This window comes from Aeromonas sp. s13, assembly GCF_040907905.1.
GTDB classification, from domain to species: Bacteria; Pseudomonadota; Gammaproteobacteria; order Enterobacterales; family Aeromonadaceae; genus Aeromonas; species Aeromonas veronii.
Map to the genome: position 1 here is coordinate 1 of NZ_JBFOCS010000036.1, position 13,164 is coordinate 13,164.

11 protein-coding genes are annotated in these 13,164 nt (G+C 60.1%); 6 read left to right on the forward strand and 5 right to left on the reverse strand.

From position 1 onward, the window contains the following. Nucleotides 1-47: 47 nt before the first annotated feature. The gene (locus AB5Y82_RS05475) at nt 48-1,076 is read right to left on the reverse strand and encodes an NAD(P)H-quinone oxidoreductase (RefSeq protein WP_368173751.1); all 1,029 of its coding nucleotides are present in this window, start codon (nt 1,074-1,076) and stop codon (nt 48-50) included. A gap of 135 nt (nt 1,077-1,211) precedes the next feature. Here AB5Y82_RS05475 and AB5Y82_RS05480 point away from each other — a divergent pair, with 135 nt between their 5' ends. The 3 genes from AB5Y82_RS05480 (at nt 1,212) to AB5Y82_RS05490 (ending at nt 3,812) form a co-directional block, all read left to right on the forward strand. Then, complete coding sequence (locus tag AB5Y82_RS05480) at nt 1,212-2,084, forward strand: LysR family transcriptional regulator (RefSeq protein ID WP_150996685.1); 873 nt, start codon at nt 1,212-1,214, stop codon at nt 2,082-2,084. 145 nt (nt 2,085-2,229) lie between these two features. Continuing rightward, on the forward strand, nt 2,230-3,093 hold the full coding sequence (gene hchA, locus AB5Y82_RS05485; protein WP_111901547.1) for a glyoxalase III HchA: 864 nt from the start codon (nt 2,230-2,232) through the stop codon (nt 3,091-3,093). After that, nucleotides 3,090-3,812 carry a PA1136 family autoinducer-binding transcriptional regulator gene (locus AB5Y82_RS05490; protein ID WP_100654319.1) on the forward strand — a complete coding sequence of 241 codons (723 nt, stop codon included), beginning with the start codon at nt 3,090-3,092 and terminating at the stop codon, nt 3,810-3,812. Before hchA ends, AB5Y82_RS05490 begins: the two co-directional genes overlap by 4 nt. A 72-nt stretch (nt 3,813-3,884) precedes the next feature. On the opposite strand, the gene AB5Y82_RS05495 is transcribed toward AB5Y82_RS05490, so the two are convergent. Further along, complete coding sequence (locus AB5Y82_RS05495; RefSeq protein ID WP_111901546.1) at nt 3,885-5,150, reverse strand: RidA family protein; 1,266 nt, start codon at nt 5,148-5,150, stop codon at nt 3,885-3,887. Nucleotides 5,151-6,317: 1,167 nt separating this feature from the next. Between AB5Y82_RS05495 and AB5Y82_RS05500 the strand changes: the two genes are divergently transcribed. Continuing rightward, nucleotides 6,318-7,190 (forward strand): hypothetical protein, encoded by an 873-nt coding sequence (locus AB5Y82_RS05500; RefSeq protein ID WP_111901545.1) that lies wholly within the window; start codon nt 6,318-6,320, stop codon nt 7,188-7,190. A gap of 22 nt (nt 7,191-7,212) precedes the next feature. On the opposite strand, the gene AB5Y82_RS05505 is transcribed toward AB5Y82_RS05500, so the two are convergent. Further along, complete coding sequence (locus tag AB5Y82_RS05505; RefSeq protein WP_368173752.1) at nt 7,213-8,334, reverse strand: anhydro-N-acetylmuramic acid kinase; 1,122 nt, start codon at nt 8,332-8,334, stop codon at nt 7,213-7,215. A 313-nt stretch (nt 8,335-8,647) separates the two neighbouring features. Next, entirely contained in the window at nt 8,648-9,973 is a 1,326-nt protein-coding gene (locus tag AB5Y82_RS05510; RefSeq protein ID WP_111901543.1) for a peptidoglycan DD-metalloendopeptidase family protein, read from the reverse strand. A 109-nt stretch (nt 9,974-10,082) separates the two neighbouring features. Here AB5Y82_RS05510 and tyrS point away from each other — a divergent pair, with 109 nt between their 5' ends. Beyond that, nucleotides 10,083-11,282, forward strand: coding sequence for a tyrosine--tRNA ligase (gene tyrS / locus AB5Y82_RS05515; RefSeq protein WP_005347884.1), 1,200 nt, complete (start codon nt 10,083-10,085; stop codon nt 11,280-11,282). 42 nt (nt 11,283-11,324) lie between these two features. On the opposite strand, the gene AB5Y82_RS05520 is transcribed toward tyrS, so the two are convergent. Continuing rightward, complete coding sequence (locus tag AB5Y82_RS05520) at nt 11,325-12,260, reverse strand: LysR family transcriptional regulator (RefSeq protein ID WP_159143224.1); 936 nt, start codon at nt 12,258-12,260, stop codon at nt 11,325-11,327. A gap of 108 nt (nt 12,261-12,368) precedes the next feature. On the opposite strand from AB5Y82_RS05520, the gene budA reads away from it, so the two are divergent. After that, nucleotides 12,369-13,163, forward strand: a complete 795-nt coding sequence (gene budA / locus AB5Y82_RS05525) for an acetolactate decarboxylase (protein ID WP_005338506.1) — start codon at nt 12,369-12,371, stop codon at nt 13,161-13,163. The last annotated feature ends 1 nt before the right edge of the window (nt 13,164 follow it).

The window sequence follows — 13,164 nt, forward strand, 5'->3', positions numbered from 1 at the left end:
GTTGGACATCACCGCATCCACCTCGGCCTGCTCCACCATGGGCCTTATCAATCTGACGACAAGGGTGCCATGGTTAATACCAGCTTGCCGATATGACGGCCTGAATCCAGCAAATGGTGGGCGGCGGCGGCCTCATGCAGCGGGAAGGTCTGGTAAACCTGCGGTTTGACCTTGCCCCTTTCGATAAATGGCCAGACATGAGTTTGCAGCTGGGCGATCAGATCGGCTTTTTCCTGCGGAGTACGCGAGCGCAGGGTAGAGCCGATATGGGTCAGCCGCTTTTGCAGCATGGGAAACAGATCCAGATTGGGGGCGGCGCCCGCAATAATGCCGATCTGGACTATGCGGCCATTGATGGCGGCCGCCGCATAGTTGCGCGCGACATACTCCCCGCCAATGATATCGAGAATGATGTCGGCGCCATGCCCATCGGTGGCCGCATGCACGGCCTCGACAAAATCTTCCTTCTTGTAGAGCACGGCCACATCCGCGCCCAGCTTGATGCTGGCGGCCTGCTGCTCGGGTGAGCCGACCGTGGTGATGATTTTTGCGGCGCCAAATGCCTTGGCCAGCATGGTGGCGGTCGTGCCGATGCCGGAGGCGCCGCCATGAATCAAGATGATGTCGCCTTTTTTAAACTGGCCCCGTTCAAACATATTTGACCAGACCGTCATAAAGGTTTCCGGCAGTGCCGCGGCTTCGACAAAGCTCAATTCGGGCGGCAGGGGCAGGACATTGCTCTGGTGGGCGACGCTGTACTCGGCATAGCCGCCACCCGAAATCAGCGCGGCGACCTTGTCGCCAACCTTGAGATGCTCCACCTGCTCCCCCTTGGCGACCACGACCCCGGCGACCTCCAGCCCGGGAATATCCGATGCCCCTGCCGGAGGCGGGTAGAGCCCTTTGCGCTGCATCACATCCGGCCCATTGATGCCGGTCGCATAGTGCCGGATCAAAACCTCATCGGGCTTGGGCGTTGGTGTGGCGCGGGTGGTCAGTCGCAAGACATCGGGGCCACCTGGCTGGGTAATCTCTACCGCGTTCATGGTGGCGGGAATGGAATAGGCGTTATGCATCAGCGGCTCCTTGTAACGAGGTGATATGAGGTTCCCCGGATGGGATGAGCACCAAGATAGTGGAGATTGCTGATGAATAAACGCAGTATTATCCCTCACCTGCAATGCAAAAATGCATTTCAATCGGGAGTCGTGATGAACTGGGATGATGCGAAAATTTTTCTGGCGTTGCATCGGGAAGGGAGCCTGAGGGGCGCCGCCCGTGTGGTCGGGGTCGATCAGGCCACCATTGGCAGACGGATTGCCGCACTGGAGCATCGTCTGGCGGCCACGCTGTTTCTCCGTACATCCAAGGGGTATGTGCTGACTAATGTCGGAGAGATAGTGCTGGCCAGCGCCCAGCAGATGGAGCTGGCTGCCATTGATTTCGTGCGGGCGGCGCAAGGGGTCGACAACCGCCTGGTCGGGGAGGTCAGTGTGGCGACCACAGACACCCTGGGGATGGATTTTTTGATACCGGCCCTGACCGAGCTGCATCAGCGTTATCCCGATATCAGGGTCATCCTCAATACCTCGACCCAGGTGCTCAATCTGTCCCTGCGGGAAGCGGATATCGCGATCCGGACGGTGAAGCCGGACAATCCCGACCTGATTATTCGCAAGCTGGCCTCCTGGCCGGTCGGGTTGTATGCCTCCGCCGACTATCTGGCTCGCCATGGCATTCCCGAAGCGGGCACCGGTTTTGCGGGCCATTCGCTGGTGGTGTATGAGCCCCACTGGCAGAGCGCTCGCTCGCCAATGATGCTCGAAGAGGCGGCCGAGGGGGCTACGGTCGCCGCGGGGGTCAATACCAGCCTGATGCTGCGTCAGGCCCTGTTGATGGGGTTGGGGCTTGGCGAGGTGGCGGTTCCGCTCGCAGAGCAAGCCGGGTTGGTGCGGGTCTGGCCCGAGCGGCAGTTACAGCAATCCTACGATGTGTGGCTGGTGACCCATCAGGATGTGCAGCATGCCGCGCGGGTCAGGGCGGTCATGGATGCCATCGTCAGGGCATTTGCCGCGATGGCCTAAGTCTGGCGGGGATTCTGTTCAGGTTTTGTCGCAGCGTGGTCACACCTCTTGCCATAGTCATGGCGGTTGAGGGAAAACCCTCATTTACTTGGTCTCTGACAGTCAATACTGTGAGACCGAGTCCACCACTACTGGAGCCTGACCCATGACCGACATGCTTGTTGACGATAAACAACCGACCCCGGATCCGGCAGAGCAGAATGCCTTCTTCCCGTCGCCCTACTCCCTGAGCCAGTTCACCTCGCGCAAATCTGACCTTGCCGGGGCCGACTATCCCGCTCCCTATCGGGAGGGGCGCTGGAAGATCCTGCTGATCGGGGCCGATGAGCGTTATCTGCCCACCGACAACGGCACCCTGTTTTCCACCGGCAACCATCCGGTCGAAACCCTGCTCCCCATGTATCACCTCGACAAGGCGGGCTTTGCCTTTGACGTGGCCACCCTCTCCGGCAATCCGGTCAAGTTCGAGTGGTGGGCCATGCCCGGCGAAGATGAAGAGGTGTTGGGGCTCTATGCCAAATATCAGGCGCAGTTCCGCCAACCGGCCAAGCTGGCCGACCTGCTGAAGCTGGCGCTGGCCGCCGACTCGGACTATATCGGCGTCTTTATTCCCGGCGGCCACGGCGCCCTGATGGGGTTGCCGCAGAGTGCCGAGGTGAAAGCGCTGCTGGAGTGGGCGATGGCCAACGATCGCTTCATCATCTCCCTCTGTCACGGGCCTGCTGCGCTGCTGGCGGTGGCCAATCCAGAGACCTTCGCGGGCTACAAGATCTGCGCCTTCCCCGACGAGCTGGATGCCCAGACCCCGGCAATTGGCTATATGCCTGGCCACCTTACCTGGAAGTTTGGCGAGAAGCTCAAAGAGATTGGCTTTGAGATCGTCAACAACGGCATCTCGGGAGAGGTGTGCCGGGATCGCAATCTGCTGACCGGTGACAGCCCGCTGGCTGGTAATAACCTCGGCAAGCTGGCCGCCACCACCTTGCTGGAGACGGTTGCCAAGCGATGAGGTTGTCGTCATCGCCAGCGAATGCATTGCAGGTCGCGGTGGCGCTGGAAGGGTGCCAGCGGCTGGAGGAGATCCAGCAACTGGTGCGCGCCTTTGCCACCCCGCTGGGGTATCACCGCTTTGCGCTCTTCTCCATCAGTGCCAGCGAGGAGGGGGTGGTCGAGCATCTCTACTGGCTGGAGGGGGAGTGGCTGGAGAGCGGCGAGGCGGTCGACCTGCATGCCTATATGCGCGAGTGCCCGATGGCGATGCATATCAGGGAGCGAGACCAGCCCTTCTTCTGGAGCAAAACGGTTGGCGCTGCTGGCGAGCAGTACCGTATCGTTCGCCATCCTGAGGGGCCGGGCCGACATGGCTTGCAGGTACCCGTCTATGGGCCGTTGGGACTGGAAGGGGCGATGAGCTTTGGCGGCGATCAGATCGATGCCAGTGCCCACACTCGGGTTGGCCTTGCGCTGATCGCGGTGGCGGCTTTTCATGCTGCCCGTCGGCTGATGGAGATGCCGGTAGCGGGTCACGAGCGTGGCCTCACTGGGCGCGAGCGCGAAGTGCTGGAGTGGGTCTCCCGGGGTTGGCGCCATGCCGATATCGCCACCACCCTGAAACTCTCGGTGCGCACGGTCGAGAACCATCTGCGCAGTGCCCGCCGTCGACTCGGTGTAGCCACCACGGCAGAGGCGGTCAGAGTGGCGATCAGGAACCGCGATATCGAGGGCTGAGGGGCTACCCCTTTGTCTGGCATGTAAAAAGAGACCGGCATATAGCCGGTCTCTTTTTTATTTCCGCAACCTTTACGCCTGCGGCGGGGTGCTTTCCGCGTTGGACATCACCGCATCCATTTGCACCAGGGCGCCAGCGGGCAGCTCGCTCACGCCAATCACGGTGCGGGCAGGCAGATAACCCGGGAAGTATTTGGTGTAGACGGCGTTGACCGCATCAAGGTCGGCGATATTGCCGAGCTGGATATTGACCTTGACGATATCGTCCATCACATGGCCGATGCTCTCCACAATCGCCTTGATATTGCTCAGGCACTGGGCGGTCTGCTCCTTGATGCAGCCAGCCAGGATCTTGCCGGTGGCGGGGTCTATCGGCAGCTGCGCAGAGAGATGGTTGTAGTGGGAGAAGGCGACGGTCTGGCAATGGAGCGGGCTGCGCGGTGCCTTGTCGGTATTGCGGGCGCGGATCACCAGATTGTGTCTGTCTTCCACCAGTTGTGGCGGGGTGCCGTCACCGTGGGAGATGACCGCATCCATCTGCACCCGTGCCCCCATGGGCAGGGCGGCGGCACTGACCACCGAGCGGGCAGGCAGATAGGCCACGGCGCGGGCAATGGCGGAGTCGGGGAAGAAGGTGGTGTAGACCTCGTTGACGGCCTCCAGGTCGGCCAGATCGGTCAGATAGACGGTGACCTTGACGATATCGTCAAACGACACGTCGATACTCTCCAGCACCGCCTTGATATTGCGCAGGCACTGGCCCGCCTGCTCCTTGATGCCACCGGCAACCAGCTGGCCCGAGGCGGCATCGACCGGCAGCTGGGCGCCGATATTGTTGTAGTGGGAGAAGGCCACGGTATGGGTGGAGAGCGGATTGTGCGGCGCCTTGTCACTGTTGCGGGCCAGTTTAATCAGCGGGCAAGGATCTTGCGGGAAGGTACCTTCGCCATTGGAGATGATGGCATCGATCTGCACCAGCGCGCCCAGCGGCAGGGCGGCGACGGCGAGGGTGGTGCGGGTCGGCAGATAGCCCGGGAAGAATTCGCGATAGACGGCGTTGACCGCCTCCAGATCCGCCATCTCTTTCAGGAAGATGGTCGCTTTGACCATATCGTCCATCACATGGCCGATGCTCTCGATGATTGCCTTGAGGTTGCTCAGGCACTGTCTGGCCTGCGCGGTGACATCGCCACTCACCATCTTGCCGGTGGCGGGATCGACCGGCAGCTGGGCGGAGATATTGTTGTAATGTGAAAACGCCACCGTTTGGGTGCTGGGGCCCAGATCCTGGGGGGCATTGGGGGTATTTCTTGCCGACTTGATGATGGTGCCACTCATAGATATGCCTCTTTTTAATATTTGTTGTTCATTCAGGTACAGGTTTACCCCATCTTGTTGTACGCCGTGGCCACTGCGCCAGCGGCGGCATCCCCGATTATTATTTGTGTTCCAATCAATTACTGAGAGGAATAAGGGAGAAGAGGACAGGGTAGATATTTCAAACGCTGCGATTCTATGAGTGGCTATCAGGGGTTGCAAACCGCTGATTGCATTTCTATGAGATGGCTCAATGGGTGCAAATTTAATCACATTGCTATTCCATTCACCCGCAATCGTAGCCAATTCGTGCGCAAATGGTGCCGAACCGGCGGACGGCCTTGCCCTGACTGGGTTTGCTCTCCCCCTCTTCGGGATATTGGCGTGTGAATAAAGGGTTAATATTATGCGCCGATGTGCAAATAATGCATATCATGGTGCATGGATATCTGTTTTAAGCTTTTTTAAGGGGCTATGAAAATTCCCGTGAATATGCATATCCACCTAATTAAAGATACCTCTGGAATATAATTCACGGCTTTTGCATTCCTCTCTGTTAATGATTATTCGGGCATACTCGATGATGCTTTGCTGGCAGCCGGGATCTGTTATTAACGGCATAAAATTCTATGCCATGAATTTGCACGGCGGATCTGCCTCTGCTGCACAGGAGTGGGGAGCATGGCGTTGGCGTGACGGAGTGCGGGAGCTGTGACGTTGGATGAGAGGTGGTGCTGGATAAGGAAGGGGGAGGGGGTGGCAATCCGCTTCTCTTCACGCCGGTTGCATCCCCCGATGGGTGGTGTTGCCCCGCGTCGTCGCTTTTTCCACTTTTTGTGGCTTTGTCTGATCTCCCTCTTATCTGTGGCTGGTTGTGATGATTGGGATGGTTTTCAGGGCTCGGGAACAGTTCAGATGATTTCGCAGTAATAAAGTTCAATGTATTGTTTTTAAAGGGAAATGTGTCAAAAAATGGATTTATCGACCGCTTCTTATAGTTTCTTGATGAAACTGTTAATTAGTGGCGTGATTGCGAGTCAGGTCGCTTTTTTCACTCGCTATTAATCGTATGATTAATAAGGTAATCAAGGAGCCCTGACGGAGAGCATCGAAGCACCGGCAGGCCATTGCCCAGGATTGGCAAGCGAGATCGCGTCGCGATCATCATTACCTGACTGCGGAGGATTTATGCTGGGTTTCGTTCTGGGCGATATGTATTGTCAAACATCTGGGCAGCGGTTACCTCCTCGCCTGGGAAAGAGCTTTCCCATTCCTGCCGATTACCGACTGCGCGGCCGGGTATCCGCCGCCATCATGACCATCGAGAGCCTGCTCGATACCCCTTATCCGCAAAAGCAGTTTCGTGATCTGGTCTTTGGCGCCTTTATCGAGCGCCAGCGTCGGCTGTTTGGCGAACATGTGATTGTGGCCCGCATGGAAGGGGAGGAGGGGCTGGAGCTGTCGATTGATCTCTCGTTTGTCAGCACCGCCGTACCTGTGGGCCTGCTGGCCATCTCTGAAGAGCTGGCTCTCGCCACGGCGCCGCGTCCCAAGAAGATCCATCCCCACTACGAGGCGCTGTGCAAGGCGATCGACTGCATGGTGATGCTGATGTTTTATGGCAAGGTGATCCGCCAGCGGAATACGGTGTTGGAAAATATCGGCCATCAGTTTGGTTATCAACCCGCGGCGACCCTGACGGCGCGTGTTGGCAAGGGTGGGGAGGATGATTACGACGCCTTCATGGTCAATATCATGACCTGTATTGCTCACTCCAATTCGCTCAAGGAGGCGCTGGAGAACGCCAGCCGGATGGGAATTCAGGAGCCCGCTTTCTTCTGCATCGTCGGGGCGATTGCCAGCACCCTGTGGGGCGTGCCCAGACAGTGGGCGTATCAGGCTTCACAGCTGATCCATCGATCCCACCACCACTACATCCAGAATCTGCTTCGCTGTGAAACTCGTGCCGGGCGGCGCCATATCAATCTGGAGCCGCCAAAGCCCCCGCTGTTTGCACCGATCCGGCAACAGGTTGTGCGTCTGTTCAAGGGGGCACACTGATCTGCAGCCCCCTTGTCATCACTCAGGCGGGATAAAGCGCACCCAGCACAGCCGGACGGCTGGCGCCGGTGACGGCGGGCAGGTTGCCCGGCTTGCGGTGGACAAAGCACATGGCCAGCCAGGCAAAGGCTGCGCCTTCCACCCAGTCGGGGGCAAGGCCCAGCTCGGCAGTGCTGGCGATGCGCCATGCAGGCAGCAGGCTGGCCAGCTCCTTCAGCAAGGGGGCGTTATGGGCACCGCCGCCGCAGACAAACAGCTCGGCTTTCGGCTGGCTGGCACCGACTGATTCGGGCCGAGCGGGCAGTTGGCGGGCGATGCTGTGGCTGGTGAGCGCCTGCAGGGTGCGCTGCACATCCACGGGGGCGTATGAAGTACCTGCCAGCTCGCCATCGAGCCAATCGAGGGTAAACATCTCACGTCCGGTGCTCTTGGGGGCGGGGGCGGCGAAGTAGGGGTGAGCCAGCAGCTTCTCCAGCAGGGCCGGGATGGGCTTGCCACTGACGGCCCATTTGCCACCGGCGTCATAGCTGCCGCCGTGGGGCTGATGGCGGCGATACCAGCCATCGAGCAGGGTGTTGGCCGGGCCGGTATCAAAACCATATACCCCGCCCGGATTGCCCGGCAGCACCGAGATATTGGCGATGCCGCCGAGGTTCAGTACCACTCGCAGGGCGCCGGGTTTGGCAAACAGCGCCTGATGGAAGGCGGGCACCAGCGGCGCCCCCTGACCGCCGAGGGCCATATCCATGGTGCGAAAATCGGCGATAACGTCGATGTCGGTCAGGGCGGCCAGCAGGGCGGCGTTGCCGATCTGCAGGGTAAAGCCAAGCTGGGGGCGATGGCGGATGGTTTGGCCGTGGCTGCCGATGGCGCGAATATCTTTGGGCTCGAGCTTCGCCTTGGCCAGCAACGCGTGGGTGGCGGCGGCAAACTCTCGCGCCACCAGATTATCGGCTACCCCCATGCGGTCGATTTCGTTGTCGCCCGGGGTGCAGAGGGCATGCAGCGTGCGGGCGGTCTCTTGCGGCCAGGGGTGACAAAGCGCCGCTTCGACCCGCAGTTCATCCCCGGCGATCATCACCAGCACGGCATCAATGCCGTCCATGCTGGTTCCCGACATCAGACCGATATAGCGCTCAGCCATGGTGTCTCCTTACATTGCTGCTTGAAAATGCGGTGTGCAGAGAGGGTGAAGAGGGGGACGGCTTTCATCCCATGCCACATGGCGTGGTCTTTGACATCAGACCGATATAACGCTCAACCATGGTGCATCCTCAATGCGGACCGGAAAAAGAGTGAGAGAGACAGGATAGATAAGCCCTTGCTTCCGTGCCACATGCCGCTCCCGGTGTTCCATCTCATCTTATGTCCGAAAGTGGACTCATTTCAATCTGACTGCCTGGCGCGGGCTCAATAAAAGGGGCTGGCAGGGCTTTCACCCTGCCAGCCCTGATGGCTTAGTTGCCGCGACTATCCCGCTTGTTCTGGGCCAGCTGCAGCTCGGGGTTGTCGAGCTTGGCCAGTTGCGGCATCGCCAGCTTTTTGAAGTTGGCCAGCTCGCGTCCGCTCAGGGTCTCTGCCTGCGGCAGGGTGAGGGTGCGCGGGTTCTTGTGAATGCCGCCCACCACGAATTCGTAGTGCAGGTGCGGGCCGGTGACGCGACCTGTGCCACCCAGAGTGCCGATGGTCTGCCCCTGCTTCACCCGCTGTCCCTTGTTGACGGTGCGCTTGGAGAGGTGCAGGTACTTGGTCACATAGTTGCCGGCATGCTTGATAAAGACATAGTTGCCGTTGAACTGGTTGTAACCGGCGGCCACCACGCTGCCGGAGCCCGCCGCCATGATGGGGGTGCCCACCGGCGCCACATAGTCGATGCCGTTGTGGGGGCGGATCTTGCCGGTCACCGGATGGAGGCGGCGCGGGTTGAAGTTGGAGCTGATGTATTTGAAGTTGACCGGCGCGCGCAGGAAGCTCTTGCGCATCGCTTTACCTTCCGGGGTGTAGTAGTTGCCATCTTCATTGAGCACGGCGCGGTAGGCGGTGCCCTGGTTGACGAACTCCGCCGCCAGAATATCGCCGGAGGCGACCCGCTCGTCGTCGCGGAACTTGTCTTCATAGACCACCCGGAAGCTGTCTCCCGGCTGCAAGTCCTGGGCAAAGTCGATGTCCCAGCCGAAGATGGCGGCCAAGTCCATGATCTGATCTTCGGTCATCCCCGCATCCACCGCGGCGCCCCAGAAGCTGGAGCGGATCTCGCCCTTGCTCACCTGTTCGCGGGTGTCGAGGGCGATCTTGACGTTGCGAGCGACAAAGGTCTCCTCCTTGCGGCTCACCTTGAGCGCCTGCTCCAGACTGTGGGGGTAATAGAGGCTGTGCAGCTCGCCGTTCTCGGTGAGCTTGAAGGTGAGCTCCTGCCCCGGTTGCAACATGCGCAGGGGATCGCTGCCCTCGAGCTGGTCGATCAGGTGCAGATCCGTGGTGCTCAGGCCAATGCGCTGGAAGATCACCCCCATGTTGTCGCCACGGCGCACCTTCACCTGCTTGGTGATGTAGCGCGGCTTGGGCGGGGTAACGGGCTGGGCGGCTTCGGCAGTCAGCTCGTCGTTCAGCGCGTTATCGTTAGCCGGTTCCCGCAGGGCAATCTCGTTGCCGTTTTCATCGACCCGTGTTGCTACTGCCTGTTCGCTTGGCCAGGCAGCCAGCATCATGATCATGATGCTCAAGATCAGCACCATCTTGCGGTGCCAGTGGGGGAGTGCGTTGAAGGCGTGCCAAATAACCATGAGAAGCAGATGAAGTCGGGCAGAATGGACGGATTTTACAGCCTTTCCAATTGGCCCGCCATTCCAGTAATATGTTTGGCCCTGTGGAATCGTGATGGAGAGTCAAAAAATGTCCCAGCTCGAGGTGGCGCTAGCCGAGATCAAGCGCGGAGCGGAAGAAATTCTGGTTGAAGAAGAACTTGTCGCCAAGTTGAAGGAAGGGCGCCCGCTGCGCATCAAGTTGGGCATGGACCCGACCGCCCCCGACATTCACCTGGGTCATACCGTGATCCTCAACAAGCTGAAGACCTTCCAGGATTTGGGCCATGAAGTGATCCTGCTGATCGGCGACTTCACTGCCATGGTGGGTGACCCCTCCGGCAAGAACGCCACCCGTCCGCCGCTCTCCGAAGAGGCCATCAAGCACAACGCCCTCACCTATGCCGAGCAGGCGTTCAAGATCCTCGACCCCGCCAAGACCCGCATCGAGTACAACTCGACCTGGCTGAGCGAGCTGGGTGCGACCGGCATGATCAAGCTGGCGGCCAAGCAGACCGTGGCCCGCATGATGGAGCGTGACGACTTCAAAAAGCGCTACACCGGCGGCCAATCCATCGCGATTCACGAATTCCTCTATCCGCTGCTGCAAGGCTATGACTCGGTCGCGCTGAAGGCGGACGTCGAGCTGGGTGGTACCGACCAGAAGTTCAACCTGCTGATGGGCCGCGAGCTGCAAAAAGATGCCGGCATGGCGACCCAGTGTGTGCTGATGATGCCGCTGCTGGTGGGTCTGGATGGCGTCAAGAAGATGTCCAAGTCCGCAGGCAACTACATCGGCGTTCACGACGCTCCGGGCGAGATGTTCGGCAAGATCATGTCCATCACCGACGATCTGATGTGGAACTACTACGAGCTGCTCTCCTTCCGTCCGCTGGCTGAAATTGAAGAGTTCAAGGCAGGTATCGCTGCCGGTACCCTCAACCCGCGCGATGTGAAGATCTGGCTGGCCAAAGAGATCATCGCCCGTTATCACGACGAAGCGGCGGCCGAAGCGGCCCACGAAGATTTCACCCAGCGTTTCTCCAAGAACGCCATTCCGGACGAGATGCCGGAAATCGAGCTGGCTCTGGAAGGCGAAGGTCTGGCCATTGCCAACCTGCTGAAAGAGGCCGATCTGGTGGCCACCACCTCCGAAGCGCTGCGGATGATCAAGCAGGGCGCGGTCAAGGTGGATGGCGAGAAGCTGGAAGATGGCAAGGCACTCATCGGTGCCGGTACCGCCGTCTATCAGGTCGGCAAGCGCAAGTTTGCCCGCGTGACTGTCAAATAAGCAGTACCGTCAAATAAGCCGTCGCATCAGGCAAGCTGGTCATCAAACCGGTTCAAGCTTGTTCAACAGGGCCTCCTTCGGGAGGCCTTGTTGTATCTGGGCGGCACGGATCTGGGCGATAAAGTGCCGCAGCACGGCACTGCCTGGGTGTGGCCGTGTCGCCAGACTGATGCTGGTCATCATGCCGTTGCCCTCAATGGGGTGATAACTGACCCCGAGCGGGCGCAGCGCCGCCACCGAGCTGGGCACCAGAGTCACGCCAAAGCCCGCCTGCACCATGCCGACGGTGGAGATCACCTGCGGACATTCAGGCCCCAGTATCGGTTCGAACCCCGCCTCCCGACAGAGGCCCACGATGCCGTCATAGAGCCCGGGCCCGATGGCGTGGGGAAACAGAATAAAACTCTCGTCCTTCAGGCTGGTCAGTGGCAAGGGGCCCGGCTTGGCCTTGGGATGGCTGGTCGGCAGGGCGATCAGCAGCGGCTCCTGCTCGATAAGGTGATGGGCAAAGCCCTCGCTGCCCCGGCAGGGGAGCCGCAAGATGGCTGCATCCAGCCGGTCGTGGCGCAGCGCCTCTACCAGTGCCGGCATGGTGCCCTCCTGCGGGGTGAGCGCCACCTCGGGGTAGCGTTCCCGATAGTCGTGCAGCAGGGTCAGCACCGCGGGGTGGAGCACGGTAGAGCCGGCAAAGCCGATCCGCAGCGCCCCCTGCTCGCCCCGGGCAATCCGCTTTACCTTCAGTTTTGCCGCATCGGCCAGCGCCAGGATCTGCGCCGCATCCCGATAGAGGCTTTCGCCCGCCTCGGTCAGTTCGACACTGCGGGTCAAACGGCGCAGCAGCGGGGTGCCCAGGGTCTCCTCCAGCTTGCGGATCTGCTGGCTCAGGGGCGGCTGGGCCATGTTGAGTGATTCGGCTGCGCGGGTGAAATTCTGTTTTTCAACAACGGCCATGAAGTAGCGGAGCGTACGAAGTTCCATATCGATTGAGTCTCAAAGTCATGGGATCAGCGTATTGGTGTTGAAATGTGAACCAAGTCACCATTGGATCCGAACGCTAACAGGATTCACGGTGGAGGTGAAACCCGAATGGAACATATTGCAACATCTGACAGTGCCGGGTGCAGCTGTGCCCTCGAAGTGAGCCAGCAGTTTTCCCGCTGGCGCAGGCAGCATGACGGTGGCGAGATCTACCAGAGTTCCCTGATGAGCGCCCTGCTGGCGGGGGTCTACGAAGGGGAGACCACCATGAGCGAGCTGCTGCGCCACGGCGACTTTGGCCTCGGCACCTTCAATCACCTCGATGGTGAGCTGATCGCCTTCGAGCGCCAGATCCACCAGTTGCGCTCCGATGGCTCGGCCCGGCCCGCCCGCGCCGATCAGAAGACCCCCTTTGCGGTGATGACCCATTTTCGCCCCTGTCTGGAGCGTCGCTTCGACCATCCCCTCAGCCGTGACGAGATCCACCAGTGGGTGGATCGGTTGGTGGGATCCGACAACGTCTTTGTCGCCCTGCGCCTCGACGGCCAGTTTGAAACAGCCAAGGTCCGTACCGTGCCGCGTCAGGAGCCCCCCTATCGCCCCATGCTGGAAGCCATCGAACAGCAGCCGCTATTCCGCTTTGCCGCGGTGGCGGGAACTCTGGTGGGCTTTCGCTGCCCGCCGTTCGTGCAGGGGGTCAATGTGGCGGGTTTTCACGAGCACATGATCACCGCCGATCGCAAGGGGGGCGGCCATCTGCTCGACTACACCATGGCCCACGGCACCCTGCGACTTTCTGTGGTGCGTCACCTCAATCTGGCCCTGCCATCGGATCCCGCTTTCCGGCAGGCCGACCTCAACCCCGCCGATCTCGATCGCGCCATTCAGGCCGCCGAAGGCTAAT

Bases quoted from the DNA above. Each gene is read 5' to 3' on its own strand.
- AB5Y82_RS05475 (WP_368173751.1), bottom strand. From the start codon at position 1,076: ATGCATAACGCCTATTCCATTCCCGCCACCATGAACGCGGTAGAGATT.
- AB5Y82_RS05480 (WP_150996685.1), top strand. From the start codon at position 1,212: ATGAACTGGGATGATGCGAAAATTTTTCTGGCGTTGCATCGGGAAGGG.
- hchA (WP_111901547.1), top strand. From the start codon at position 2,230: ATGACCGACATGCTTGTTGACGATAAACAACCGACCCCGGATCCGGCA.
- AB5Y82_RS05490 (WP_100654319.1), top strand. From the start codon at position 3,090: ATGAGGTTGTCGTCATCGCCAGCGAATGCATTGCAGGTCGCGGTGGCG.
- AB5Y82_RS05495 (WP_111901546.1), bottom strand. From the start codon at position 5,150: ATGAGTGGCACCATCATCAAGTCGGCAAGAAATACCCCCAATGCCCCC.
- AB5Y82_RS05500 (WP_111901545.1), top strand. From the start codon at position 6,318: ATGCTGGGTTTCGTTCTGGGCGATATGTATTGTCAAACATCTGGGCAG.
- AB5Y82_RS05505 (WP_368173752.1), bottom strand. From the start codon at position 8,334: ATGGCTGAGCGCTATATCGGTCTGATGTCGGGAACCAGCATGGACGGC.
- AB5Y82_RS05510 (WP_111901543.1), bottom strand. From the start codon at position 9,973: ATGGTTATTTGGCACGCCTTCAACGCACTCCCCCACTGGCACCGCAAG.
- tyrS (WP_005347884.1), top strand. From the start codon at position 10,083: ATGTCCCAGCTCGAGGTGGCGCTAGCCGAGATCAAGCGCGGAGCGGAA.
- AB5Y82_RS05520 (WP_159143224.1), bottom strand. From the start codon at position 12,260: ATGGAACTTCGTACGCTCCGCTACTTCATGGCCGTTGTTGAAAAACAG.
- budA (WP_005338506.1), top strand. From the start codon at position 12,369: ATGGAACATATTGCAACATCTGACAGTGCCGGGTGCAGCTGTGCCCTC.